General features: G+C 68.8%; 21 protein-coding genes, 2 tRNA genes and 1 pseudogene. 13 read left to right on the top strand and 11 right to left on the bottom strand.

Translation table 11 applies throughout. The annotated features are described in order from the left end of the window. Window positions 1-3: 3 nt before the first annotated feature. From hadB to KXD96_RS07435, 6 genes are all read right to left on the bottom strand, one after another. Entirely contained in the window at window positions 4-432 is a 429-nt protein-coding gene (gene hadB, locus KXD96_RS07460; protein WP_065442249.1) for a (3R)-hydroxyacyl-ACP dehydratase subunit HadB, read from the bottom strand. Then, entirely contained in the window at window positions 419-898 is a 480-nt protein-coding gene (gene hadA, locus KXD96_RS07455) for a (3R)-hydroxyacyl-ACP dehydratase subunit HadA (RefSeq protein ID WP_260743911.1), read from the bottom strand. The genes hadB and hadA overlap by 14 nt, the downstream gene beginning before the upstream one ends. Before the next feature lie 51 nt (window positions 899-949). Beyond that, window positions 950-1,117, bottom strand: a complete 168-nt coding sequence (rpmG, locus tag KXD96_RS07450) for a 50S ribosomal protein L33 (RefSeq protein ID WP_007167776.1) — start codon at window positions 1,115-1,117, stop codon at window positions 950-952. A gap of 44 nt (window positions 1,118-1,161) precedes the next feature. Next, a tRNA-Met gene (locus KXD96_RS07445) sits at window positions 1,162-1,235 on the bottom strand. Between the two features lie 53 nt (window positions 1,236-1,288). Beyond that, window positions 1,289-1,361 (bottom strand) — tRNA-Thr (locus tag KXD96_RS07440). A gap of 76 nt (window positions 1,362-1,437) precedes the next feature. Further along, window positions 1,438-1,647, bottom strand: a complete 210-nt coding sequence (locus KXD96_RS07435; protein WP_260743910.1) for a type II toxin-antitoxin system VapB family antitoxin — start codon at window positions 1,645-1,647, stop codon at window positions 1,438-1,440. A 108-nt stretch (window positions 1,648-1,755) separates the two neighbouring features. Between KXD96_RS07435 and KXD96_RS07430 the strand changes: the two genes are divergently transcribed. The 7 genes and pseudogenes from KXD96_RS07430 (at window position 1,756) to KXD96_RS07400 (ending at window position 9,747) form a co-directional block, all read left to right on the top strand. Further along, on the top strand, window positions 1,756-2,469 hold the full coding sequence (locus KXD96_RS07430) for an MBL fold metallo-hydrolase (protein ID WP_260743909.1): 714 nt from the start codon (window positions 1,756-1,758) through the stop codon (window positions 2,467-2,469). 179 nt (window positions 2,470-2,648) lie between these two features. After that, the gene (locus KXD96_RS07425; protein WP_260743908.1) at window positions 2,649-3,620 is read left to right on the top strand and encodes an AAA family ATPase; all 972 of its coding nucleotides are present in this window, start codon (window positions 2,649-2,651) and stop codon (window positions 3,618-3,620) included. Further along, on the top strand, window positions 3,617-5,125 hold the full coding sequence (locus KXD96_RS07420; RefSeq protein ID WP_260743907.1) for a DHA2 family efflux MFS transporter permease subunit: 1,509 nt from the start codon (window positions 3,617-3,619) through the stop codon (window positions 5,123-5,125). Before KXD96_RS07425 ends, KXD96_RS07420 begins: the two co-directional genes overlap by 4 nt. 89 nt (window positions 5,126-5,214) lie before the next feature. Continuing rightward, a pseudogene (locus tag KXD96_RS07415) lies at window positions 5,215-6,056 on the top strand (hypothetical protein); the annotation flags it as partial. A gap of 13 nt (window positions 6,057-6,069) precedes the next feature. Beyond that, window positions 6,070-6,765 carry a crotonase/enoyl-CoA hydratase family protein gene (locus tag KXD96_RS07410; RefSeq protein ID WP_260743906.1) on the top strand — a complete coding sequence of 232 codons (696 nt, stop codon included), beginning with the start codon at window positions 6,070-6,072 and terminating at the stop codon, window positions 6,763-6,765. 52 nt (window positions 6,766-6,817) lie between these two features. Further along, window positions 6,818-9,271 carry a molybdopterin oxidoreductase family protein gene (locus KXD96_RS07405; protein ID WP_260743905.1) on the top strand — a complete coding sequence of 818 codons (2,454 nt, stop codon included), beginning with the start codon at window positions 6,818-6,820 and terminating at the stop codon, window positions 9,269-9,271. Continuing rightward, window positions 9,268-9,747 (top strand): hypothetical protein, encoded by a 480-nt coding sequence (locus KXD96_RS07400; protein ID WP_260743904.1) that lies wholly within the window; start codon window positions 9,268-9,270, stop codon window positions 9,745-9,747. Before KXD96_RS07405 ends, KXD96_RS07400 begins: the two co-directional genes overlap by 4 nt. Window positions 9,748-9,845: 98 nt before the next feature. Here the strand turns inward: KXD96_RS07400 and KXD96_RS07395 are convergent, their stop codons facing one another. From KXD96_RS07395 to KXD96_RS07385, 3 genes are all read right to left on the bottom strand, one after another. Beyond that, complete coding sequence (locus KXD96_RS07395; protein WP_260743903.1) at window positions 9,846-10,841, bottom strand: patatin-like phospholipase family protein; 996 nt, start codon at window positions 10,839-10,841, stop codon at window positions 9,846-9,848. After that, window positions 10,842-11,297 carry a cyanase gene (gene cynS / locus KXD96_RS07390; RefSeq protein WP_260743902.1) on the bottom strand — a complete coding sequence of 152 codons (456 nt, stop codon included), beginning with the start codon at window positions 11,295-11,297 and terminating at the stop codon, window positions 10,842-10,844. Between the two features lie 162 nt (window positions 11,298-11,459). Next, entirely contained in the window at window positions 11,460-11,975 is a 516-nt protein-coding gene (locus KXD96_RS07385) for a nitroreductase family protein (RefSeq protein WP_260743901.1), read from the bottom strand. Between the two features lie 176 nt (window positions 11,976-12,151). On the opposite strand from KXD96_RS07385, the gene KXD96_RS07380 reads away from it, so the two are divergent. From KXD96_RS07380 to KXD96_RS07360, 5 genes are read left to right on the top strand one after another with little or no spacing between them, the layout of a single operon-like run. Then, a complete protein-coding gene (locus KXD96_RS07380; RefSeq protein ID WP_260743900.1) occupies window positions 12,152-13,015 on the top strand; it encodes a cyclopropane mycolic acid synthase family methyltransferase in 864 nt (287 codons plus the stop codon). A 49-nt stretch (window positions 13,016-13,064) separates the two neighbouring features. Continuing rightward, the gene (gene recC, locus KXD96_RS07375; RefSeq protein WP_260743899.1) at window positions 13,065-16,352 is read left to right on the top strand and encodes an exodeoxyribonuclease V subunit gamma; all 3,288 of its coding nucleotides are present in this window, start codon (window positions 13,065-13,067) and stop codon (window positions 16,350-16,352) included. Between the two features lie 13 nt (window positions 16,353-16,365). Next, window positions 16,366-19,656 carry an exodeoxyribonuclease V subunit beta gene (gene recB / locus KXD96_RS07370; RefSeq protein ID WP_260745263.1) on the top strand — a complete coding sequence of 1,097 codons (3,291 nt, stop codon included), beginning with the start codon at window positions 16,366-16,368 and terminating at the stop codon, window positions 19,654-19,656. After that, window positions 19,653-21,374: an exodeoxyribonuclease V subunit alpha gene (gene recD / locus KXD96_RS07365; protein ID WP_260743898.1), complete on the top strand. Its 1,722-nt coding sequence runs from the start codon at window positions 19,653-19,655 to the stop codon at window positions 21,372-21,374. The genes recB and recD overlap by 4 nt, the downstream gene beginning before the upstream one ends. A gap of 8 nt (window positions 21,375-21,382) precedes the next feature. Next, complete coding sequence (locus tag KXD96_RS07360) at window positions 21,383-22,093, top strand: TVP38/TMEM64 family protein (RefSeq protein ID WP_260743897.1); 711 nt, start codon at window positions 21,383-21,385, stop codon at window positions 22,091-22,093. On the opposite strand, the gene KXD96_RS07355 is transcribed toward KXD96_RS07360, so the two are convergent. Together KXD96_RS07355 and KXD96_RS07350 are read right to left on the bottom strand one after the other, a co-directional pair. After that, window positions 22,090-23,040: a class I SAM-dependent methyltransferase gene (locus KXD96_RS07355; protein WP_260743896.1), complete on the bottom strand. Its 951-nt coding sequence runs from the start codon at window positions 23,038-23,040 to the stop codon at window positions 22,090-22,092. The two genes, KXD96_RS07360 and KXD96_RS07355, sit on opposite strands and share 4 nt — an antisense overlap. Window positions 23,041-23,046: 6 nt before the next feature. After that, window positions 23,047-23,997: a class I SAM-dependent methyltransferase gene (locus KXD96_RS07350; RefSeq protein WP_260743895.1), complete on the bottom strand. Its 951-nt coding sequence runs from the start codon at window positions 23,995-23,997 to the stop codon at window positions 23,047-23,049. A 157-nt stretch (window positions 23,998-24,154) separates the two neighbouring features. Here KXD96_RS07350 and KXD96_RS07345 point away from each other — a divergent pair, with 157 nt between their 5' ends. After that, window positions 24,155-26,530 (top strand): lysylphosphatidylglycerol synthase transmembrane domain-containing protein, encoded by a 2,376-nt coding sequence (locus tag KXD96_RS07345; protein WP_260743894.1) that lies wholly within the window; start codon window positions 24,155-24,157, stop codon window positions 26,528-26,530. Window positions 26,531-26,532: the final 2 nt, after the last annotated feature.

Genomic DNA, 26,532 nt, shown 5'->3' with positions numbered 1-26,532 from the left:
CGCCTATGCGAGTGTCGCGGAGGCGATGGCCCTACCGAAGATCTTCTTGCCGCCGGTGGTGGCCGTCAACGCGATGGTTACCGACTTGGTCTCCGGATCGACGGACTTCACCCGGCCGCTGAAGACCAGCTCGGCGCCCTTGCCGTCGTTGGGCACCGGCACCACCGCGGTGAACCGCACGTTGTACTCGGTGACCGCACCGGGGTCACCGATCCACGAGGTGACGTAGCCGCCACCGATGCCCATGGTCAGCATGCCGTGCGCGATCGCGGTGTCCAACCCGACGACCTTGGCCATCTCGTCGTCCCAGTGGATCGGGTTCAGGTCCCCGGACACTCCCGCGTAGTTCACCAGATCCTGACGGGTCAGCGGATAGGTCTTCTCGGGGAGCTGGTCACCCACCTTCACCGAGCTGAACTCACGCAGTGGCATCAGAAAATCCCTCTTCTCCGTTTTCGCCGGCACGGCCCGCCAGGGTCGTGTAGGTCTCCTGGACGACGTCACCGGCTTCGTTGGTGACGACGTTCTTGGTCACGATGATCTGAGTGCCGTGCGAAACCCGCACCGAGTCCACGTAGACGTCGCAGTACAGCTTGTCGCCCGCCACGATTGGCGCCATGAACTTCAGCACCTGGTCGACCTGCACGATCTGCGCGTCGTGGACGGCGATGTTCGCGTGCTTGAAGAAGGATGTCTGCGCCTGGTAGCCGAACACGCAGATGAACGTCAACGGCGCGAGCAGCCCGCCATAGCCGAGATCGGCCGCCGCCTTCTCCTCGAGATAGAAGGCGTCGTCATTTTGCACGGCGACGGCGTACTCGCGGACTTTCTCCCGCTCCACGATGTAATAGTCGGGGTAGCGGTAGTGCATCCCGACGATGCTTTCGCTTAACGGCACGGCTCTAAAATCTACCTAGTCAGTGGGCGAATAAACGGTTGAGGGTCGCCGCTAGCGCGTTTCCCGGTGCGCCTGGTGCTTGCCGCAGTTGGGGCAGAACTTCTTCAGCTCCATGCGGTCCGGGTCGTTCCGGCGATTCTTCTTGGTGATGTAGTTGCGGTGCTTGCACACCTCGCAGGCCAAGGTGATCTTCGGCCGCACGTCGGTACTGGACGCCATGACGGTTCTCTCTCAAATCTCTCAAAGTGCACGTTGTTGTGTTGTAGCGATGGCCGGACTCGAACCGGCGACCTAACGATTATGAGTCGTTCGCTCTAACCGACTGAGCTACATCGCCTCTGGCTACCCCTGTTGGAGTCCGGGGCCGCCACGCCTGCTCGGCATCCGCCGAGCCCCCTAACGGAATCGAACCGTTGACCTTTTCCTTACCATGGAAACGCTCTACCGACTGAGCTAAGGGGGCCGTTCACCCGAATCGGCAGTGCCGCGGGCCTAAAAGAGGGTACAACCTGGCTCGCAACGGGACCAAACCACGGGCTTTACGGGGCGGCGGCACCGCCGGGGCGGGGCTGCCAGGCGCTGGGGTCGCTGAATTCGTCGTACTCCTCGCCCGGTTCGCCGCCTTCGGCTCCGGTGAGCAGGGTGCGCAACGCGAGGTTGATGGCCTCTCGGGCATCGGCCAACTGGAAGCGGCGTATCGCCTCGTCGACCAGATCGACGTCGATCTCGATTTCGACCTTCTTCCTCATGCGCCAACAATACCCACCGGACAGACGCCCAATCCCTGCTCGCGGGCGGGGTCGACAAAGTTCCCGGCGCGCTGCCGACCCTCGGTCCGCACGCCCTACTCTGGTCACGTGTCAACAGACCGGCTGTACTTTCGTCAACTGCTCTCCGGTCGCGACTTCGCCGCCGGCGACATGTTCGCGGCCCAGATGCGCAACTTCGCCTACCTGATCGGCGACCGCCAAACGGGCGACTGCGTGGTGGTCGACCCCGCGTACGCGGCGGGTGATTTGCTCGACACGCTCGAGGCCGACGGCATGCACCTGTCCGGCGTGCTGGTGACCCATCATCATCCCGACCACGTCGGTGGGTCGATGATGGGCTTTTCGCTGCAGGGCCTAGCCGAGCTGCTGGAACGCAAAGTCGTGCCGGTTCACGTCAATATCCATGAGGCGCAATGGGTTTCGCGGGTCACCGGGATCAGCCTCGGCGACCTCACCGCCCACGAGAATCACGACAAGGTCAGCATCGGCGACATCGAGATCGAGTTGCTGCACACTCCCGGCCACACGCCGGGCAGCCAATGCTTCCTGCTCGACGGCCGCCTCGTCGCCGGTGACACGCTGTTCCTGGAGGGCTGCGGGCGCACCGACTTTCCCGGCGGCGACTCCGACGAGATGTACCGCAGCCTGCGGCAACTCGCGACGCTGCCCGGTGACCCGATCGTGTTTCCGGGGCACTGGTATTCGGCTGAGCCGAGCGCTTCGCTGTCGGAGGTCAAGCGTTCCAACTACGTGTATCGGGCCGCGGACCTCGCCCAGTGGCGGATGCTGATGGGCGGCTGAGGCGCGCGGAGCCACGCCTCGGCCCGGCGGTGCGCCACCGGGCTGGCCAATCCGCACCGCGACATCGAGACTCCGATTTATCCAGACGCGGGGCGCTACGGGTGCTAAATAATCTTCGTGCAGCGTTTCGGCCGGCAACCACGTCGCGGTGAGCGCGAATTCGGCGATCGTGGGCCGTCGTGACCCGCGGAATGGTGCTGGGGAGGTTTTTGCCGCCCCACGCCGGCCACGTTTACCTTTGCGAGTTCGCCCACCGATGGGTGGACGATCTGACGGTCGTTATCTCGGTACAGGCCGGCGACCCGATATCGGGCACTCAGCGCCTGGCGTGGATGCGTGAGCTGTTCCCCTTCGATCGGGTGCTTCCTCTTTCCATCGAGAACGTGCAGCACCCGCCGTCGTGGGCCACGTGGAAGGCCCGCTTGGACGGAGTCCTCCCGGAGCGTCCCGATTTCGTCTTTGCTTCCGAGCCTTACGGCGCGGACTTCGCCCAAATCCTCGGGGCGCGTTTCGTGTCAGTCGATCAAGCTCGCGCGGTCGTTCCGGTCAGTGCGACGGACATCCGCGCGGACCCGTTCGCGCACTGGCAGCACATCCCACGCTGCGTCCGGCCCAACTTCGTGAAAAGGGTCAGCATCCTCGGCCCCGACCCCACCGCGACGGGCGCACTCGCCAGGGGGCTCGCGGAAAAGCTGGGGACGAAATGGGTTCCGGAGTGGTCAACGGCACTACCGGGCCTGCGGGGAGGCTCGTCGGCTGGATGGGATTGCAGAGAATTCGTTCGCGGACAGATCGCTTCTGAGGAAGCCTTAGCGCGCGACGCCGATCGCGTGCTGATCTGTGCCGATCCGCTGGCGACCACCGTGTGGGCCGAGTTGCTGTCGGGAAGCTGCCCTCAGGAGATCTGTGAATTAGCTTGTCGCCCTTATGATCTCACGCTGCTCATGACGCCCGATGCGTCTTCGGACACCACCGGCCTGGCTTCTCCACTCGGTGCGGACGTTGACTTCGTCGGCCGCTGCGAGCGCGCTTTGCGCGCAGCGGTACGACCATTCGTCGTCGTCGATGGCGGCTGGGAAGAGCGGACCGCGACGGCCCTGGGCGCGGTGGAAAGACTGACGCCTTCCCACCGCTCGTGGGAATTGCGGTGATACGCCGCCCGCGCGGGCGGCAACCCGGCCTGCCCACGCTGGACGCCAGGCTGTGGTGGATAGCAGGGGTGTGCGTCCTGGGCTCGTTCATGAACCTCTTGGACACGACGGTCGTCACCGTCGCACAACGCACGTTCGTCGCCACCTTCGGCTCCACCCAGGCCGTCGTTTCCTGGACGATCACCGGTTACACACTCGCGTTAGCCGCCGTGATCCCGCTCGCCGGTTGGGCAGCCGACCGATTCGGCACGAAACGAATGTTCATCGGTTCCGTCGTCGCGTTCACACTGGGCTCGCTGTTATGCGCGGTAGCTCCAAACATCACCGCGCTGATCGTCTCTCGGGTGCTGCAAGGTCTCGGCGGCGGCATGCTCACGACCCTGACCCTGACCATCGTCAACCGCGAGGCGGGTCCGCAACGGGTTGGCCGCGTGATGGCTGTCCTCGGCATCCCGGTGGTGCTCGCTCCAGCGTTTGGCCCTGTCTTGGGCGGTTGGCTCATCGACAGCTACAGCTGGCAGTGGATCTTCTGGATCAACCTGCCGTTCGGTGCGGCCGCAGTTGTCCTGGCCGCGATCGTGTTGCCCGGCGACGACCCGTCACCGTCGGAAACCTTCGACGTCGTCGGGATGCTGCTGCTGTCGCCAGGCCTGCCAGCGCTGTTGTACGGGATGTCCGAAATCCCGATCCGCCGCAGCGTGACCGACGGGCACGTGTGGGTACCCCTAGCCGTTGGGATGGCGTTGCTCGTCGGGTTCGTGTTTCACGCCCTCCGCCGGTCGGATAAGCCCCTGATCGATCTGCGCCTACTGACCAACCGGGCGTTCACACTCACTAATGTCGCCATGTTCTTCTATATCGTCTCGACCTTCGGCGCCGGGGTGCTGTTCCCCAGCTACTTCCAGCAGCTGGGCAACCAGACGCCTCTTCAAGCCGGGATGAGCGTGGTCCCCCGAGGAATCGGTGCCGCGGTGAGCATGCCGTGGGCGGGCAGGTCGATGGACCGACGCGGCGCTCGCGGGGTTCTTGCCATCGGCGTCGCGTTGAACGTCGCGGGCATGGGTGTGTTCGCTTACGGTGTCGCCCTGCAGCGCGAGTCGCTGCCGGTGCTGCTGACCGGTCTGACGATCTTGGGGCTGGGCATGGGCGCTACCCGGATGCCGCTGGTCGCCGTGGCGATGCAGACGCTGGCCCCGCATCAGATGGCCAGGGGTTCGACGCTGATCAAGGTCAATCAGCAGGTGGCGGCCGCGGTGGGGACCGCGCTCCTGTCGGTGATCCTGACCAGCCGGCTCGATCAAACGGTAACGCCCGGCCAGCCCCCTTCCCGGATCGACCTTTCGCACGCCTACGGCGCGGCGTTTGTGGTGGCGGTCGTACTGGTGGCGCTGACTTTTCTGCCGCTGGCTTTCATGTACCCGAAGCCGCAAGCAAGCGCACCGAGGCGCACGTCCTCCGGTGCTGCCGCGCAGCACACCGGGCGGTCATCTACAGGTATTCACTGATCCGCCGTCAGGGGGCCGGACTTTGCAACCGGCGTCTCTTGCCCGGTCCCGCGATGCCTTGCCTGTGATATAAGCGGAGGGTGGATTCCATGGGGTGGATCCAGGACGGCTGGAACGGAATCACGAACGTCGGGTCCAGCACCTGGATCGCGTGGGCGGCGTGGGCGGCGATCGCGCTCGCCGTCGTCGCCCTCGTCTTCACCAACCGGCAGATCACCCGCAACCGCCGGCTGCTCGCCGAGCAGACCCGGCCGCAGGTCGCAATGTTCATGGAGCCACACCCCGCCGACTGGCACGTGATCGAACTGGTGGTCAGGAACTTCGGTCAGACGGCGGCGTACGACATCACGTTCTCGTTCGTGAATCCGCCGACGGTGGCCGAATACGAGAACGCCACCGACGGCTACGCCGACGTCGTCGAACTGCGGCTCCCGCGCCAGTTGCCGGTGCTGGCCCCCGGCCAGGAATGGCGGATGGTGTGGGATTCGGCTCTCGACCGCGCGGAGATCGGCAGCGGCATCGAGTCCCGCTTCACCGGCACCATCAAATACTTCGACCGGCCGGAGCGCCCGCGCGGGCGGCGGTTCTGGGAGCGCGAACGCCTCCCGCTGGAAACCCAGGTGGTGCTGGACTGGGACTCCTTGCCGCCCGTCCAGCGCATCGAGCTGATGACCACCCACGACCTGGCGAAGCGGGAGAAGCAGAAGCTGGAGCTGTTGCGTGGCCTGCTGACCTACTTCCACTACGCGAGCAAGGAAACCCGTCCCGAGGTATTCCGCGGCGAGATCGAACGGATCAACGGCGCCGTGCGGGAAACGCAGGACAGATGGCGCACCCGCCAGCTCGACGAGCCCACCGATGTCAACCTGCGCTGGAGTGAGGCCGCGGACGACCTGGGCAAACACCACAGCCAGCCCGCGTGACGGCAAGGAGCCAGCAAGGAAATGAGCGGCCCGGTTCACTACAGCCTCAAGGATTCCATCGCGGTCATCAGGATGGACGACGGCAAGGTCAACGCCCTTGGCCCGACGATGCAGCAGGCGCTGGGCGAGGCGATCGACCAAGCCGACGCCGACAACGCCGGGGCACTGGTGATCACCGGGAACGAGCGGGTGTTCAGCGGCGGGTTCGACCTGAAGATCCTGACCTCGGGCCAGGCGCAGCCGGCGATCGACATGCTGCGGGGCGGCTTCGAGCTGGCCTATCGGCTGTTGTCTCATCCCAAGCCGGTGGTGATGGCCTGCACCGGCCACGCCATCGCGATGGGGGCGTTCCTGCTGTCGTCCGGCGACCACCGGGTGGCCGCGCACGCCTACAACATCCAGGCCAACGAGGTGGCGATCGGCATGGTCATCCCGTACGCGGCCCTGGAGATCATGAAGCTCCGGCTGACGCAGTCGGCCTACCAGCAGGCCGCCGGGCTCGCCAAGACGTTCTTCGGAGAGACCGCGCTGGCCGCCGGCTTCGTCGACGAGATCGTGCTACCGGAGATGGTGGTGAGTCGCGCCGAGGAGGCCGCGCGCGGATTCGCCGGTCTGCACCAACACGCCCACGCCGCAACGAAATTGCGTGCCCGGGCCGACGCGCTCAAAGCCATTCGCGCCGGGATCGACGGCATCGAGGCCGAGTTCGGGCTGTAACTGGCCTGGTCTGGAACGTTTTGGACACCGGCGGCCGGGTACGCCTCCCGGCGTGGCAGTAGACCGGATCGCCGAACCGTGGGGAACCCGGACACCGTACGAACCGGGCACGCGGTGGCCCGAGCGCGTGGACACCTACCTGGCCGACGGCGTCACCCCCGAGTTGGTCGACCGCTGGGTGCAGTCGGCCGCGGTGCTGCACTCCAACGGCGACGGCCTGGACATCGCGGTCACGGGCGGGCGGATCGTGGGGGTGCGGGGGCGCGCCGTCGACCGGGTCAACCACGGTCGGCTCGACCCCAAGGACCTGTTCGGCTGGCAGGCCAACAACTCGCGTGATCGCTTGACCAGGCCCATGATTCGGGTCGGCGGCGAATTGAAGCCGTGCGACTGGGACACGGCGATGGACCACATCGTGGCGCGCAGCAGGCAGTTGCTCGACACCTACGGCCCCAGCTCGATCGGCTTCTACACCTCCGGGCAGCTGTTCCTGGAGGCGTACTACACCCAGGGCGCCATCGCGCACGGGGCGATCGGCACCAACCACGTCGACGGCAATACCCGGCTGTGCACTGCTACGGCGGCCGAGGCGCTGAAGGAATCGTTCGGCTGCGACGGGCAGCCGGGTTCCTACACCGACGTCGACCATGCCGACGTCATCGCGCTGTTCGGCCACAACGTCGCCGAAACGCAGACGGTGTTGTGGGCCAGGATGCTGGACCGGCTGGCCGGCGACTCGCCGCCGGCGATCGTGTGCGTCGACCCCCGGCTCACGCCGGTCGCCCGGCACGCCACGGTCCACCTCGCGCCGCTGCCCGGCACCAACGTGGCGTTGATGAACGGCCTGCTGCACGAGATCATCACCCACGGCTGGATCGACCGCGACTACATCGACGCGAACACGGTCGGTTTCGACGAGCTGCGCAAGCGGGTCGACGAGTTCGGACCCGAGCGAGTAGCCGAGATCTGCGGCGTGGCCGCCGAGGACATCCGCCGCGCGGCGCGGCTGATCGGCACCGCCGAGCGGCTGCTGTCCACCGTGCTGCAGGGTTTCTACCAGTCGCACCAGGCGACGGCGGCGTCGGTGCAGGTCAACAACATTCACCTGATACGCGGCATGCTCGGCAAGCCGGGCTGCGGTGTGCTGCAGATGAACGGACAGCCGACGGCGGAGAACACCCGCGAATGCGGCGCGGACGGGGACCTGGCCGGCTTCCGCAACTGGTCCAACGACTCCCACATCGCCGAGCTGGCGAAGCTGTGGAACCTCGAGCCGCTGCAGATTCCGCACTACGCGCCACCCACGCACGCCATGCAGATGTTCCGGTTCGCCGAGGAGGGGACCCTGCGGATGTTGTGGGTCACCGCCACCAATCCCGCGGTGTCACTGCCGGAGCTGGCGCGGATCCGCGACATCCTGTCCCAGGAGCGGCTGTTCTTGATCGTCGAGGACATCTTCATGACCGAGACCGCCGCGCTGGCCGACGTGGTGCTGCCGGCCGCGGCATGGGGCGAAAAGACGGGCACCTTCACCAACGCCGACCGCACCGTCCATCTTTCCGAAAAGGCCATCGAGCCACCGGGTTCCGCGCGCTCCGACCTCGACATCTTCCTGGACTACGCGCGGCGGATGGACTTTCGCGACAAGGACGGCAGGCCGTTCCCGCCCTGGACGGATCCCGAGTCGGCGTTCGAGGCGTGGAAGAAATGCAGCGCGGGAAGGCCGTGCGACTACACGGGATTGACCTACGCGAAGCTGCGCGGCGGCAGCGGCGTCCAATGGCCTTGCAACGCAGAGAATCCCGACGGGGGTGAACGGCTTTACACCGACGGCAAGTTCTGGGCGCACCCGGATTACTGCGAGGCCTACGGCAAGGATCTGATCACCGGCGCTCCGCTGCAGCCGGACGAGTACCGGTCCATGAACCCCTACGGCAAGGCCATCATCAAGGCGGCCGAATACATCCCCCCGCACGAGCGGCCCAGCTCCGAGTATCCGTTCGCGTTGATCACCGGCCGCACGGTATACCACTTTCACACCCGCACGAAAACGGCCCGGGCACAACAGCTTCAAGACGCCGCGCCCGAGGTGTGGGTGGAGGTCTCGCAAGGTGACGCCGGGCGGCTGGGCATCGCCGAGGGCGACCTCGTCGAGGTGAGCACGCCGCGTGGCTGCGTCACCGGCGCCGCCCGCATCTGCGGGATTCGCGACGGCGTCTTGTTCGTGCCCTTCCACTACGGCTACTGGGACATCGGCGGCAAAGCCCATCAGCGGGCCGGCAACGAACTCACGATCACCGATTGGGACCCGGTTTCCAAGCAGCCGATCTACAAGACGGCCGCGGCCCGATTGCGGAAGGTCCGTGCGCGCCACACCGAGAGGACTGTGGCCGGTTACGCGCCGACCACCACGGCGTCCGCGCCGGTCGACGGGGCGGTGCCCGCGACGGCGGGTGGCGCGGCCGCCGGCGTGACGGAAGCGCTGGCGGCCGGAGGCCGGCGATGAAGCTGAAGTTGGCGATCCGCGAGTTGCACCGCTCGGAACGCAAGCTGGCCCACGAGCTCAACGTGGTGGCCGCGCGACACCACAGCGACCAGGACATCCACCACCTGGCTCACGACATGGCCGGCTGGTCGCAGCAACACCTCAACGGGCTGGCCGAGCACGGCCGCCATTACGGCCTGTGCCTGTCCGCCGAGCCGCGCACCGGTGCGATCACCGGATTCGTCCAGTCCCGGCTGAGCGGCATGTTGCGGCACCGGCCCGAGCCCGGCCTGGTGCTGCTCGCCGATCTGCGGCGGATTCACCGGGTGGCGGCCGGGGTGTCGCTGGATTGGGAGCTGCTGTCCCAGGGCGCGCAGGCCGGCAAGGATTCCGAACTGCTGAGCTTGGCGACGCGCTGCCATCCCGAGACGTTGCGTCAGATGCGTTGGGCCAACGCGATGCTGAAAGAACTTTCCCCGCAGGTCTTGATGAGCTGAAAAGGCGAACGCGGTGACCGCCGCCGGCAGTCACCGCGTTCCCTTCGCCTCCTCGCCGTCAGTGTGACACGCGCCTGCCGCGCAATCACTTCACTCGTTCACCGGAACCGCTCGAGATACGCCGGCCAATCCCAGGTCGACAGGAAGTCCCGCGTCGCCGCATAGCCCCTGTCATAGAGCTCTTCCAGGCGCCCCCTGGAAATGCCGAAGTCCAGAACGCTCACGTCGGTGGAGGCAACTCCGATGGTTCGGCACTTGACCCACGGCAGGCTCAGCTGCGCCTGGTCGTGGCCGACCAACATGGTGGTGAAAAGGCTTTGCAGCAATGCGGATTGTTTGAGGAAGCGCAGCGGGCGCAACGCGGGGAACACTTGCTCGACGCCCTCGGCGAGCTTGGGCATCACCGTGATTCCGAACGTGGGCCAGCGCGGCGGTTTGCCGTCGGTTCGGTCCAGCGACTCGATCGGGAAGTTCGACAGCACCCCACCGTCGACCAGGTTGGACGTGAGTCCCGCGGTGTTGGCCAGCGTGACCGGCGGGTAGAAGAACGGGATCGCCATCGAGGCGCGGACCGCGTCGGCGACCGGCTGCTCGTCGGGATCGCGCCCGTAGAGCCGCCGGTAGTCCCACGGCAGCCGCACCAGCTGCGCGGCGGTGACGTCGGCGACGGTGACCGCCACCTGGTAGCGCCGTTCCGGGGGCAGCTCATCGTCGTCGAGGGCCAGGTCGCCGAACGTGACCACCCCCAGGTTCTTCAGCTCGCTACGCACCCAGTCGTGGGCGAAGTCGCCGCGGTACATCGCCGTGTCGCGCACCAGTCCCCACGCGGAACCGACGACGGGCAGCGGCCCCGCGTCGCGCCATTGCCGCAACGGCACCGACAGCGCGAGTTCCCTGATCTGAGCGCTGGTCAGTTGATCGCCCCTGGACGCGGCCGCCGAGATCGCCGCGACCACCGATCCGGCCGAAACACCCGACACCCGATAGGCCGAGTACCCCGCATCCATCAGCCCGGCAACCGCGCCGACCAGGCCGATGAACTTCACGCCGCCGCCGGAGAGAACCAGGTCCACCGGTTTCGTTTCGGCCGCCATTCAGCTTTCCGCCGAAACCCATTGATAGGGAAGGAATTTGCGGTCCAGGGTCACCACGACGCGATCGCCCGACGGGTGGGACTTCTTTCGCAGGTCGACGCTGAAGTTGATCGCGCTCATGATGCCGTCGCCGAACTGTTCGTGTATCAACTCCTTGATGGCGCCACCGTAGACCTGCAGGGCCTCGTAGAACCGATAGATCGTCGGATCGGTCGGCACGGCGGTGGGCAGCCCGCCACGCATGGGCGGCGCCGCCAGCACGGGTATGGCCGACTCGTCGAGGTTCAGCTTCTCGACCAGAATCCGTGCCAGCTCAGGGGGAATGGAGTGCTGGCCGAGCAGCGCCGCGGTGGTCCATACCACCGGCCGGTCGATGGCGTCGGCCAGCTGCTGCCACGTCAGGCCGAGCCTCAGGCGAGCCACGACGATCTGCTCGGTGATCTCATGTCTGTTCATAGCCCCCAAGCATGCACCGGCCGCGCCGTGCCGGGACCATAAGGCGCCCCCGGAGATATCGCATGCGATATCAAATTTGGGGATGACCAATACCTCCAGGATCCCTCAACGCCGGCTCCGCCCCGGTGGTCATGCACGGTGACGAGCCTGCGACCGCTCGCCTCACCAATGACCGTGGTGGACGACCTCGGAGAAGGGACGCCGATTCGGCTTGCGGATCGGGGTGAGCGGGCGGTCGGCGGGATAGCCGACCCCGAGCAGGAAGGCAACCAACCGGTCCCCGGGCACACCCAGGATGGCGCGCGCCTTCTCCTGGTCGCCCACCGACGAATGCCCGGTCCCGATTCCCAGGTCGGTGGCGGCGATCATCATCGCCATCGTGGCCTGGCCCACGTCGTAGTTGTCGGTGACGACCCGGCGCTCGTCGGGCGGCACGGGCACGACGATGGCAATCGCGGCCGCCGCGGCGGCGATGTGCCCGGCACCCTGCCAGACGGTCGAGAGCTCGCGCAGCTGCGCCCGGTCGGTGACGATCACGAAGTCCCACGGCTGCCGGTTCTTGGCCGACGGCGCCCGCCACCCGGCCTCGGCGATGCGGATCAGGTCGTCTTCGGAAACCGGATCCGGCTTGTACTGCCGGACGTTGCGGCGGGCGCGGATCGCGTCCCAAGCCTCCATGGGTGCCTCCTCATTCTCCAGCCGACTCCGGGTAAACGGGAGTATTCTCGGGCAAATTCCCCGCATACGCCGCTGAGTTTCATTCCGGCCCATTCGGGAAGCCATGGTGAACCAGCTGCACCGCGCGCTCGTGAACCAGCTGAGTGGCCCCGGATGCAGGAAGGCGCGTAGCCGGCATGACACACCTGACGCCGCATTTCGAGGAAGTCCAGGCGCACTACGACCTGTCCGACGACTTCTTCCGGCTGTTCCTCGACCCCACCATGACCTACAGCTGCGCGTACTTCGATCGCATGCGAGATATCCCGCTGGAAGAGGCGCAGCTCCGCAAGATGGACCTGGCGCTCGGCAAGCTGGGGTTGCACCCCGGGATGACGCTGTTGGACGTCGGGTGCGGCTGGGGCGCCACGATGCGCCGCGCGATCGAGAAGTACGACGTGGACGTCGTCGGTCTGACGCTGTCCAAGCACCAGGCCGCCCACGTGCAGAAGCTGTTCGACGCGATGAACACCCCGCACAGCAGGCGGGTGCTGCTACAGGGCTGGGAACAGTTCGACGAGCCCGTCGACCGGATCGTCTCCATCGGCGCGTTCGAGCACTTCGGCTATGACCGCTATGACGATTTCTTCGAGATGGCCCACCACGTCCTGCCCGACGACGGGGTGATGCTGCTGCACACGATCACCATGCTGACCCCGGAGCAGATCGTCGAGCACGGCCTGCCGATGACCGAAGAGCAGACCAGCTTCAACGACTTCATCGCCGCCGAGATCTTCCCCGGTGGGCAGTTGCCGCCGATCGAGATGGTGGAGTTCCACGCGTCGAAGATGGGTTTCAACCTGGTCCGCAGGCAGTCGCTGCAGCTGCACTACGCCCGCACCCTTGACCTGTGGGCCGCGGCGCTCGAGGCGCACCGGAACGAGGCGATCGCGATCCAATCCGAAGAGGTCTACGACCGCTACATGCGGTATCTGACCGGTTGCGCCCAGGCCTTCCGCGACGGCTATATCGACATCAACCAGTTCACGCTGGCCAAGTAGGCCATAACCACCAACCCTTGTCGGTGTCCGGGGCTATCGTGGCACCGCGATGGCGCTTCATCTCCACCGTGCCGAGCGCACCGACCTCCTTGCCGACGGCCTCGGCGCCCTGCTGGCCAACCCGCTGGCCGACCCGTTCACCGAAGAACTGGTTCTGGTGCCGGCGCGCGGCGTCGAACGCTGGCTCAGTCAGCGGTTGTCGCATGTGCTCGGGCGCGACCGCGGCGGCGACGGGGTGTGCGCCGGGGTGGCGTTCCGGAGTCCCGGCTCCCTGATCGCCGAACTCACCGGCACGGCCGAGGAGGATCCATGGTCGCCGGACGCGATGGCCTGGCCGCTGTTGGAGGTGATCGACTGCTCCCTGGACGAGCCGTGGTGTCGCACGCTGGCAACGCATTTGGGTCACTTCGCGCCGACGGAGGCCGAGGCGGAGCTGCGCCGCGGGCGGCGCTACTCGGTGGCGCGCCGGCTGGCCGGCTTGTTCGCCTCGTATGCCAGGCAGCGTCCGCGGCTGCTCGCCGACTGGCTGGCGGGCGAGGTCGGCGACCTCGACCCCGACCTGGCCTGGCAGCCGGAGCTCTGGCGGGCGCTGGTGGCCGCGGTGCCCGCCGATCCCCCGCACATCCGGCATCACACGACCGTGACCCGGCTGCGCGAGGGCCGCACCCACCTGCCGTCGCGACTGTCGCTGTTCGGGCACACCCGATTGGCGTGCACCGACGTGGAGCTGCTGGACGCGTTGTCCGCCCACCACGACCTGCACCTGTGGCTGCCACATCCCAGCGACCAACTGTGGCGCGCGCTGGCCGGCGCCCGCGGCGCGATCCCCCGCCGCGCGGACACCAGCCACCGCGTCGTGGGCCATCCGCTGCTGGCGACGCTCGGGCGCGACCTGCGCGAACTGCAACGCGGCCTGCCCGCCGATCCCAGCACCGACGAGTACCTTCCGGCACCGGAACGTCCCGACACGCTGCTCGGCTGGCTGCAATCCGACATCGCCGCGAATGCCGTTCGGCGCCAAGGGCGTAAGCTCGCCGCCGACGATCGCTCGGTGCAGGTACACAACTGTCACGGCCCTGCGCGCCAGGTCGACGTGCTGCGCGAGGTGCTGCTCGGCCTGCTGCAGGACGACCCCACGCTTCAGCCGCGCGACATCCTGGTGATGTGCCCGGACATCGAGACGTATGCGCCGCTGATCGTCGCCGACTTCGGGCTCGGCGACGTGGTGCAAGGCGCGCATCCCGCGCACCGACTGCGAGTAAAGCTCGCGGACCGCTCACCGCTGCAAACGAATCCGCTGCTCGGGGTCGCCTCGCGGCTGCTGGCGCTGGCGGGCGGCAGGGCGACCGCCAGCGAGGTGCTCGACTTCGCCGAGGCCGCGCCGGTGCGCGCCCGCTTCGGTTTCACCGACGACGATCTGGAGGCCATCACCCGCTGGGTCCGGCAGGCGAACATCCGGTGGGGGTTCGATCAGGAACACCGGCGGCCGTACCACGTCGACTTCGTGCACAACACTTGGCGTTTCGGCATCGACCGGGTGCTGGCCGGCGTCGCGATGTCCGACGACTCGCACGCCTGGATCGACGCGACGTTGCCGCTCGACGATGTCAGCAGCAACCGCGTCGAATTGGCCGGCCAGTTCGCCGAATTCGTGGCCCGGCTGCAGCGCGTGGCCGACTCGCTCACGGGCGCCCGGCCGTTACGCGACTGGCTGGCCGCGCTGGCCGACGGCATCGGCCTGTTGACCCGCGTCGACGACTCCGACCTGTGGCAGACCGCGCAGCTGCAACGGGAGTTCGCTTCGACGTTGGCCGACGCCGGGCCGCGGGCCGATACCCTGCTGCGGCTGCCCGACATCCGGGCGCTGCTGCACGGACGCCTCGCCGGCCGCCCGACGCGGGCCAACTTCCGCACCGGCACGCTGACGGTGTGCACCATGGTCCCGATGCGCTCGGTGCCGCACCGGGTGGTGTGCCTGGTGGGCCTCGACGACGGGGTGTTTCCCCGGCTCGGTGTGGTCGACGGCGACGACGCGCTGGCGCGCGACCCGATGACCGGCGAACGCGACATCCGCTCGGAGGACCGGCAATTGCTGCTCGACGCGATCGGGGCGGCCACCGAGAAGCTGGTGATCACCTACACCGGCGCCAACGAATACTCGGGCCAGCCGCGCCCGCCGGCGGTGCCGTTGGCCGAACTTCTGGACACGCTGGACATAACCACCGCGGACAAGATTCGCGGGCGCATCGTCGTCGAGCATCCGTTGCAGCCCTTCGACGTTCGCAACGTCATCCCGGGAAAGCTGGTGCCGAAGGTTCCCTTCAGCTTCGACCCGACGGCGCTGCGGGCGGCGCGGGCGGCCACCGGCGAGCGCGGCGACGCGCCCAAGTTCATTTCGGGACCGCTGCCACCACCACCCGCCGACGACGTCATCCTCGCCGACCTCATCGGCTTCTTCAAGGACCCGGTCAAGGGCTTCTTCCGCGCGCTGGAGTTCACGCTGCCGCGGGACGTCGACGGCGTGCAGGACGCCATGCCCGTCGACCTCGACGCCCTCGAGGAGTGGACGGTCGGCGACCGCATGCTGGGCGACATCCTGCGCGGGTGGACGCCCGACGACGCGCGGCAGGCCGAGTGGCGGCGGGGGACGTTGCCGCCCGGGCAACTGGGTTGGCGCAGGGCGGCGGAGATCCGCGATCAGGCCGCCCTGCTGGCGGCCGCGGCGCAGCGGCACCGCCGGGCCGACGCCCGCGCGTACGACGTCGACATCGATCTCGGCCGCGGGCGCCGGCTCACGGGCACGGTGTCACCGGTGTACGGGGAGCGGCTGGTGTCGGTGACGTACTCCAAGCTCGACGGCAAGCATTTACTCGAGTCGTGGATTCCGTTGCTGGCGTTGATCGCTCACGATCCGGGCCGCGACTGGTCGGCGGTGTGCATCGGCCGCCTGAAGAGGGGAACCACCCCGCGGGTGGAGGGGCTCGGGCGGCCCCACGAGGACGCCGTGGCGCTGCTGCGCGAGCTGGTGGCGATCTACGACGCGGGGCGCCGGGAGCCGATTCCGTTGCCCATCAAGACGTCCTACGCCTGGGCGGCCGCGCGGCACTGCGGCGACGATCCGCTGCGCGAGGCGCAATACCGGTGGAAATCCAGCGACCGATACCCCGCGGAGGACGCCGCGCCCGCCCACGTGCGGGCCTGGGGCAAGAACGCGCGGCTGACCGATCTGATGCAGCCGCCGCGCCCGGGTGAGGAGCACGACGGCGAGGACACCCGGCTGGGCGCATACGCCGCCCGGGTTTGGCTGCCGATGCTGCGCGCCGAGAGGAAACCCTGACATGAAGCAGGCGATCGAGCGTTTCGACCTGCTCGGCCCGCTGCCCGCCGATCGGTCCACCACCGTGCTGCAGGCCAGCGCCGGCACCGGCAAGACTTTCGCGCTGGCCGGCCTGGTGACCCGCTATGTCGCCGAGGGCGCGGCGACGCTGGACCAGATGTTGCTCATCACGTTCGGCCGGGCCGCCAGCCAGGAGCTGCGCGAGCGGGTCCGCGGCCAAATGGTCGAGGCCGTGGCCGCTTTCGGCGACGGCGCCGGCGCCAACGAGTTGGTGGCGTACCTGCTGGACGGCACCGAGGACGAATGCGCGGCGCGCAAGCAACGCCTCCGCGACGCGCTGGCCGGCTTCGACGCGGCGACCATCGCCACCACGCACCAGTTCTGCCAGCTGGTGTTGAAGTCGCTGGGCGTGGCCGGTGACACCGCCGCGAACGTCACGCTGCTGGAGAGCCTCGACGAGCTGATCGTCGAGATCGTCGACGACCTGTACCTCGCCCACTTCGGGCAGGAGCGCGACGATCCGGCGCTGGGTTACCGCGAGGCGCTGCGGCTGGCGCGCGAGGTGGTCAAGAACCCGTCGACGCAGCTGCGGCCGCTGGACCCCGAGCCCGGTTCGCGGGCCGCCGTCTGCGTGACGTTCGCCGAAGACGTTCTCGCGGAACTGGATACGCGCAAACGACGCCTGGGCGTGCTCGGCTACGACGACCTGCTGAGCCGGCTCGCCGACGCGCTGGCCACCGACGACTCCCCCGCTCGGCTACGCATGCATCACCGCTGGCCGATCGTCATGGTCGACGAGTTCCAGGACACCGACCCGGTGCAATGGCAGGTGATCGACCGCGCGTTCAGCGGGCGCTCCACCGTGATTCTCATCGGTGATCCCAAGCAGGCCATCTACGCGTTTCGCGGCGGCGACATCGTGACGTACCTGCGGGCGGCCGAGACGGCGGGCGAGCAGAAGACGCTGGCCATCAATTGGCGCACCGACGCGGCGCTCGTCGAGCGGCTGCAGGTGGTGCTGCGGGGCGCCCAACTCGGCGACCCCGCGATCGTGGTGGACAACGTCGACGCCTACCACCAGGGTCACCGGCTCGCCGGGGCGCCGCGCAATGACCCGTTCCGGTTGCGGGTGGTGCAGCGGGAAAGTTTGGGGCGCAGCGGGATTCAGAACCTGCCCATCGACGAGCTGCGGGCGCACATCGGCGCCGACCTCGCCGCCGATATCCGCGCGCTGCTGGCGGGTGGCGCGACGTTCGCCGGCAGGCCGCTGCAGGCCCGCGACATCGCCGTGATCGTGGAGAAGCACAAGGACGCCGCCGCCTGCTTCAAGGCGCTGTGCGACGCGGACGTGCCGGCGGTTTACACCGGTGACTCCGACGTGTTCGCCTCCGACGCCGCCGAAGATTGGCTGTGCCTGCTGGAGGCGTTCGACCAGCCGCACCGGCCCGGCATGGTGCGCGCCGCGGCGGCCACGATGTTCTTCGGCGAGACCGCGGAATCCCTGGCGGCCGGCGGTGACGCGCTGACCGATCGGGTCGCGGAAACGTTGCGGGAGTGGGCCGGCCACGCCCGCGAACGCGGAGTCGCCGCCATCTTCGAGGCGGCCCAGCTTTCGGGCATGGGCGATCGGGTGCTGTCGGCCCACGGCGGCGAACGCCATATGACCGACCTGGCGCACATCGCCCAGTTGCTGCAGGAGGTCGCGCACCGGGAGCGCGCCAGCCTGCCCGCGCTGCGAGACTGGCTGCGCAGGCAACGCGACGAACGCGCCGGCGCACCCGAACGCAACCGGCGCCTGGACAGTGACGCCGCGGCCGTGCAGGTCATGACGGTGTTCGTGAGCAAGGGCCTGCAATACCCGATCGTGTATCTGCCGTTCGCGTTCAACCGCAATACCCAGGACCGCGACGTGGTGTTGTTCCACGACGAGGGCGTGCGCTGCCTGCACATCGGCGGCAAGGACAGCCCGGACTTCAAGGATGTCGAGAAACTGGGCCGCAAAGAGGACGCCAGCGACGACAGCCGGCTGACCTACGTGGCGCTCACCCGCGCCCAGGCTCAGGTCGTCGCGTGGTGGGCGCCGGCGTTCGACGAACCCAACGGAGGCCTGTCCCGGCTGCTGCGCGGCCGCCGGCCGAACGAGCCGTTCGTGCCCGACCGATGCGAGCCGGCGAAGATCACCGACGCCGACGCGCTCGCCCGGTTGCGGGAGTGGGAGGCGGCCGGCGGCCCGGTGATCGAGCCGTCGGTGGTGGCCGCGGCGCCGCCCATGCCGTCCGGGCCGGTGCCGTCGGGCCTCGACAGCCGCCACTTTCACCGCATCATCGACACGGGGTGGCGGCGCACCTCCTACTCCGGTCTCATCCGGGTGGCCGAGTCCACCGGGGTGGGTAGCGAGCCGGAGGTCACCGAACTGGACGACGAAGTCGGCGAAATCCCGTTGACCCAGGCCGCATCCGGGCCCGAGGTGCCGTCGCCGATGGCCGAGCTGCCGGTGGGTGCGAAGTTCGGCACGCTGGTGCACGCCGTGCTCGAGACCGCCGACCCGCTGGCCACCGACCTGGCCGCCGAGCTGCAGGCGCGCATCCGCAGACACTCGGTGTGGTGGCCGGTCGACGTGGCCCCGGACGTGCTGGCCGCGGCCATGCTGCCGATGCACGAGACGCCACTGGGCCCACTGGCCGGCGACCTGACGCTGCGCCAGATCGGGCTGTCGGATCGGCTGCGCGAGCTGGACTTCGAGTTCCCGCTGGCCGGTGGGGATCTGGGCTCGCCCGCGCCCGAGATCCGGCTGGCGGACATGGGGGCGTTGCTGCGCGCGCACCTACCAACCGACGACCCGCTGGCGTCCTATGCCGACCGGTTGACGAGCCGGCCCCTCGGTGACCAACCGTTGCGCGGCTATCTCACCGGGTCCGTCGACGCCGTGTTGCGTGTGCCCGACGGCGCGTCGCATCGCTATCTGGTGGTCGATTACAAAACCAACTGGCTCGGCGATCCCGACCGGCCGTTGACGTCCACCGATTACGACCGGCCGCGCCTGGTCGAGGCGATGCTGCACTCGGATTATCCGCTGCAGGCGCTGCTGTACAGCGTTGTGCTGCACCGGTTCCTGCGTTGGCGCGTGCCGGACTACGACCCCGGCCGGCACCTTGGCGGCGTCCTCTACCTGTTCGTGCGCGGGATGTGCGGCGCGGCCACGCCCGTGGTCGACGGTCACCCGTCGGGTGTGTTCAGCTGGCGGCCGCCCTCGTCGCTGATCGCCGAGTTGTCGGACCTGCTCGATGGGAGGGCGGCCGCGTGACGCTGGAGGCGATCGCCGCCGAGGGCTTGCTGCGGTCCTACACCGAAGCTGGCGTCTTCGAGGCCGCCGATATTCATGTGGCGCAACGGCTTACGGCGCTCGCGGGTGAGGGCGACGAGCGGGTGGCGCTGGCGGTCGCGCTGCTGGTGCGCGCGCTGCGGGGCGGTTCGGTGTGCGTGGACCTGCGGGCGGTGGCAACGCAAGTCGGTGTCGCGGACCTGCCGTGGCCCGACCCCGCGGAATGGATGGCCGCCGTGCGGGCCAGTCCACTGCTCGGCACGCCACCGGTGCTGCGGCTGTTCGGCGAGCTGTTGTACCTGGACCGGTACTGGCTCGAGGAGGAGCAGGTGTGCGCCGACCTGCTCGCGCTGTCCGTACCCCGGGCCAGCGGCGAAACGCCCGTCTTCGAGCGGCTTTTCCCACCCGGCTATGACGAGCAGCGGGCGGCCGCGGAAATCGCGGTCTCGCAAGCGGTTACCGTGCTGACCGGTGGGCCAGGCACCGGCAAGACCACCACGGTGGCGCGGCTGCTGGCTCTGCTGGCCGGGCAGGCCGAGCTCGGCGGCCTCCCACGGCCCCGGATCGCGCTGGCCGCGCCGACCGGCAAGGCGGCGGCGCGGCTCGCCGAGGCGGTGGCGGCCGAGGTGCGGCGGTTGGACGCGGCGGACCGCGCGCGGCTGGCCGGGCTGCAAGCCACGACGCTGCATCGGCTGCTGGGTTCGCGACCGGATACGTCGGTGCGGTTCAAGCACAACCGCGGCAACCGGCTGCCGCACGACGTCATCGTCGTGGACGAGACGTCGATGGTGTCGCTGACGATGATGGCCCGGCTGCTGGAGGCCGTGCGGCCCGACACGCGGCTGATCCTGGTTGGCGACCCGAACCAGCTGGCCTCGGTGGAAGCCGGTGCGGTGCTGGCCGATCTGGTGGACGGGCTGACCTCCCGCGACGACGTGCGGATCGCGGCGCTGCGCACGCCGCATCGATTCGGCGAGTCGATCGGTGCGCTGGCCGAAGCGATCCGGATCGGCGACGCGGACCGTGTTGTGGGGTTGCTGCGGGCCGGCGGCGAGCACATCGAATGGCTGGACGCCGACGGGCCCACCGGGGCGCTGCGCTCGGTGCTGGTGCCGTACGCGCTGCGGGTGCGGCAGGCCGCGGTCCTCGGCGCCACCGAGGCGGCGTTGGCGGCGCTCGACGAGCACCGGCTGTTGTGCGCGCATCGGCACGGTCCGTACGGGGTGTCGCACTGGAATCGGCAGGTGGAGCGCTGGCTCTCGGAGGAGACCGGTCAGCACGTGTCGTCGGCGTGGTACGCCGGACGGCCAGTGTTGGTGACGGCCAACGACTATGGGCTCAAGGTCTACAACGGCGACACCGGAGTGGTCGTGGTAAGCGACGGCGGGCTGCGGGCCGTCATCGCCGGCGCCACCGGAACGCTGGGCTTCGCGACCAGCCGGCTCACCGACATCCAGACCATGCACGCCATGACCATTCACAAGAGTCAGGGCAGCCAGGCCGACGAGGTGACGGTGTTGATGCCGCCCGAGGACTCGCGGCTGCTGACGCGCGAATTGTTCTACACGGCCGTGACGCGGGCGAAGGCCAAGGTTCGGGTGGCCGGTTCCGAGGCTTCGGTGCGCGCGGCCATCGAGCGCCGCGCCGTGCGCGCGACCGGACTGGCGCAGCGGTTGCGGGCCGCGGCGCCGACCACGTGAAGGGCGGCATGGACGACAACGACGATTCCGAACCGGCATCGGAACTCAGCTCTCGGCGAACCCACATCGTGCGGCTTGCCGTGTTCGTCGGCTTCCTGCTGGTGATGTTCTACCTGGTGGCCGTCGCCCGAGTCGTCCACGTGGAGGAGGTGCGGCGCGTGGTCTCGGCGACGGGACCGGCGGCGCCGGTCACCTACGTGGTGGCGTCGGCCGTCCTGGGCGCGTTGTTCGTGCCGGGCTCGATCCTGGCCGCGGCCAGCGGGCTGCTGTTCGGCCCCCTGCTCGGCGTCGTCGTGACGCTGGGCGCGACGGTCGGTACCGCGATCGTCGCCAGCCGCATCGGCCACCGGGCCGGCCGGGACAGCGCGCGGGCGCTGCTGGGGCCGAAGCGGGCCGACCGCATCGACGCGCTGATCGAACGCCGCGGGCTGTGGGCGGTCGTCGGCCAGCGCTTCGTTCCCGGGATCTCCGACGCGCTCGCCTCCTACGCGTTCGGGGCGTTCGGAGTTCCGTTGTGGCAGATGGTCGTCGGATCGTTCATCGGTTCGGTGCCGCGCGCGTTCGTCTACACCGCGCTGGGCGCCTCGATCGCGAACCCGTCGTCGCCGTTGACGTACGCGGCGATCGCGGTGTGGTGCGTGACCGCCGTCGTCGGCGCGTTCGCGGCGCGGCGCGGATACCGGCATTGGCGCGCCGGCCGGAAAGCGGCGGACGGTTAGGTGGTGCGTTCCGCCGCCACGAACAGGTTTCCCGGCACCGCATCCGCGACCTCTTTGGGTGCCGCGCGGTCATAGCCGGCCATCAGCTGGTCGGACGGGGTGACCGTCACGCTCCAGCCGTGGCGACGGAACCAGTCACCGACGTCCTCGCGCTCCTCGAAGTACCACAGCTCCTCGGTTCTGGGCACCTCGCGGTCCGGGGCCACCCGCGCCATCAGCGCGCGGACGCGGTCCATCCGCTCACGACGCCTCGCGCGGAACTCCGGGTCGAGGAACTTGGGTCCCAACGCCTCGACGGCCACCCGGCTGCCGGGAGCGGTGAGCCCGTGCACGCGTTCGAACAGCAGCTCCTGGGCGGCGGCCGGCAGGTACGGCATCAGCCCCTCGGCCGACCACGCGCTGGGTGCCGACGGGTCAAAACCGGCCTGCTGCAACGTCTTCGGCCAGTCATGGCGCAGGTCCACCGGGACGGCGACCCGGGTGCACGCGGGCTGCGCCCCGTGGTCGGCCAACGTCGACAATTTGAAGTCCAGCACCCGGGGCTGGTCCAGCTCGTAGACCGTGGTGCCATCCGGCCAGGGCAGCCGCCATGCCCGCGCGTCCAGGCCCGCCGCCAGGATCACCGCCTGGCGGATGCCGGCGCGGGTAGCGGCCAGGAAGAACTCGTCGAAAAATTTTGTCCGCGAGGCCATGTAGCCGACCATTGCCCGCATCTGCAGCGGCAACTCGGGTTCGGCCTCGACGAGTTCGTCGGGGAGCTGCGGGGCCGAGTGCCAGTTCCACACCCCGTCGCCGGCGGCATCGAGGAAAACCTGCGCGAACGGGTCGCGGATCAACGGGTTCTCGCTGCGGGTTTCGGCCGCGCGGGCCGAGGCCACGCCCAGCGCGGTCGCCCCGACGCTTTCGGTGATCTCCCAGCTGTCGTTGTCGCTTCTGGCTGTGCTCATTCCTGCTCAGTTCCTTTCGGTCCGCTCGGCCGCCACGAAAAGGGTCTTGGGGGCGGCGTCTTCGACATCCTGCGGGGGTCTGCGGTCGTAGCCGGCCATCAGCTGCTCGGCCGGGGTCACCGTCACATCCCAGCCGTGGCGGGACAACCAGTCGCCGACGTCCTCGCGCTCCTCGAAATACCACAGGTCGGCCACGTCGGGGATGTCGCGTTCCGGCTCGAGCTTGGCCATCAGGTCGCGGACCCGCTGCATGTCCGAACGCCGCTTGGCGATGGCGGCCTCGTCGAGAAAGTCGGGTCCGGGCGCCTCCACGGCGATTCGGCTGCCGGGGGTACTGAGCGCCTGGACGCGCTCGAACAAAAGCTCCTGGGCGGCCGCCGGCAGGAACGGCAACAAACCCTCGGCCGACCAAACGCTCGGCGCCGAGTCGTCAAAACCGGCCCGCCGCAGGGCCTCCGGCCAGTCCTGGCGCATGTCGACGGGGACGTGCACCAGGCGGCAGGTCGGCTCGGCGCCGTTGTCGCGCAACGTCGACAGCTTCCATTCCAGCACCCGGGGCTGGTCCAGCTCGTAGACGGTGGTGCCGTCCGGCCAGGGCAGCCGCCATGCGCGCGCGTCCAGGCCCGCGGCCAGGATCACCGCCTGGCGGATGCCGGAGCGGGTCGCGGCGAGGAAGAACTCGTCGAAGAACGCCGTCCGCGTCGCCATGTAGTCGACCATCCCCTGCATGCGCGGTTTGAGGTCGGGCGCGGCCTCGGCGATCTGGGCGGGCAGGTTGGGCGCCGCGAACCAGTTCCACATGCCCTCGCCGGCGGCGTGCAGAAACACCCGGGCGAACTCGTCGGAGATCAGCGGGTTCTCGCTGTCGGTCTCCGCGGCGCGCGCCGCCGCCACACCGAGGGCCGTCGCCCCCACGCTCTCGGTGATTTCCCAGCTGTCGTTGTCGGTCCTGGCCACCCGCGTCCTCCGAATCGATAGTTCGCCTACCTAGTCGACCGTACGCGCGCCGGGCGGGTGAGAGTTGTCGCGGAACCGGCTATCGGCGTTAAGTTGTCGGCGAGCCGGCGAGCAGGTCGATGGGCGGCGCCGAACGGATCCGAAGGATCGTCACACCATGCGAGTCGACGGGCGCGAGATCAGCGTTTCCGGCAGCTTGCTGCAACCGCTGACCCGGCGCACCAACGACATCCTGCGGCTCGCGGCGAGCGCGACCTTACTCGCGGCGGTGATCACGAGTTCGTTGATCACCCGGCCGCAGTGGGAGGCCCTGGAAAAGTCCATCTCGCAGATCGTCGGCGTGCTCTCCCCGCGGCAGTCCGACCTGGTGTACCTCGGCTACGGCGTGGCGATCCTGGCCCTGCCGTTCATGATCTTGATCGGCCTGATCGTCGGGCGGCAATGGAAGCTCCTCGGCGCATACGCCGCCGCCGCGCTGCTCGCGGCGCTGCCGCTCTCAATTGGCGGCAACGGGTTTTCGGCGCCCCGCTGGCACTTCGACCTCTCCGAACGCCTGCAGACCGTGTTGGGCCAGTTCCTCGACGACCCGCGCTGGATCGGCATGCTGGCGGCCGTGCTGACCGTCTCGGGGCCGTGGCTGCCCGCGCGCTGGCGGCATTGGTGGTGGGCCCTGCTGCTGGCCTTCGTGCCGATCCACCTCGTGGTCAGCGCGATCGTGCCGGCCCGCGCGCTGTTGGGGCTGGCGGTCGGGTGGCTGGTCGGCTCGCTGGTGGTCCTGGTTGTCGGCACCCCCGCGCTCGAGGTGCCCCTGGAGGCCGCCGTGCGCGCGATGGCCAGGCGCGGGTTCGTCGTCTCGCGGCTCACCGTGGTCCGGCCGGCCGGCCGCGGGCCGCTGGTTCTTTCGGCCGGGTGCGAGGAGCCCGACCGCGCGGCGGTCGTCGAGTTGTACGGCCCGCATCAGCGCAGCGGCGGCACGCTGCGCCAACTCTGGATCAAGCTGCGGCTGCGCGACACCGAGACCGGGCCGCTGGTAACCTCGATGCGCCGCGCCGTCGAGCATCGCGCGCTGATGACGATCGCCATCGGGGACATGGACCTGGCGAACACCTCGACGATCGCGGTCGCCACGCTCGACCGGGGCTGGATCCTCTACTCGCACAAGCCACCCCGTGGCTTGCCCCTGAGCCGATGCGCGCAGTCCACGCCGGTGGACCGGGTGTGGCGGTCGCTGCGGACCCTCAACGACCAGCAGATCGCGCACGGCGACCTGCGTGGCAACGAGATCACCGTCGACGGCGACGCCGTGCTCTTCGGTGGCTTCCACAGCGCCGAATACGGCGCCACGGAAGCCCAACTGCAATCTGACATCGCGCAGCTGCTGGTGACCACCTCGGCCCTGTATGACCCGAAATCGGCGGTGGCCGCGGCCATCGACGCGTTCGACCGAGACACCATCCTGAGCGCGTCGCGTCGGTTGACCAAAGTTGCCGTGCCACGGGCGATTCGGAAGTCGATCTCGGACGCGGGCGCCGTCATCTCGGCCACCCGCGCGGAAGTTAAGCGGCAGACCGGTGCCGACCAGATCAAGGCCCAGCCCATCACCCGGTTCACCCGCGGCCAGATCATTCAGCTGGTGCTCTTCGGCGCGCTGGTCTATGTCGCGTATCCGTTCATCAGCACCGCGCCCACCTTCTTCTCCCAGCTGAGGAGCGCGAACTGGTGGTTCGCGCTGCTCGGGCTGGCGGTGTCGGCGCTGACGTACCTGGGGGCCGCCGCGGCTCTGTGGGCATGCACCGACGGGACGGTGAACTATTGGCGGCTGTCATTCGTCCAGGTGGCCAACACCTTTGCCGCAACCACCACGCCCGCCGGAGTGGGTGGGCTCGCGCTGTCCACCCGGTATCTGCAGAAGAGCGGCCTGTCGGCGATGCGGGCCACCGCCGCGGTCGCGCTGCAGCAGGCCGTGCAGGTGATCGTGCACCTCGCGCTATTGATCTTCTTCAGCGCGGTGGCGGGCGCCTCGATGCACCTGTCGCACTTCGTGCCGAGCGCCACGATGCTGTACCTGATCGGCGGGGTGGCGCTGGGCATCGTCGGCACCTTGTTGTTCGTGCCCAAGTCGCGGCGATGGCTGGCCACGGAGGTGCGCCCGAAGCTCAACGAGGTGACCGGTGACCTGGTCAAGCTGGCCCGCGAGCCGCGGCGACTGGCGCTGATTCTGCTCGGTTGCGCGGGCACCACTCTCGGTGCGGCGCTGGCTCTTTGGGCCAGCGTCGAAGCCTTCGGCGGCGGCACGACGTTCGTCACCGTCACCGTGGTCACCATGGTCGGCGGAACGCTGGCCTCCGCCGCGCCGACACCCGGCGGCGTCGGGGCCGTGGAGGCGGCGCTGATCGGTGGGCTGGCTGCCTTCGGCGTGCCGGCGGCCGTCGGCGTGCCGTCCGTCCTGCTGTATCGGTTGCTCACCTGCTGGCTGCCCGTGTTCGTCGGGTGGCCGGTGATGCGGTGGCTGACGAAGAACGAGATGATCTAGAG

The organism is Mycobacterium sp. SMC-2 (assembly GCF_025263485.1).
Classification (GTDB): Bacteria; Actinomycetota; Actinomycetes; order Mycobacteriales; family Mycobacteriaceae; genus Mycobacterium.
This window is presented reverse-complemented; position numbering and strand designations above follow the sequence as displayed.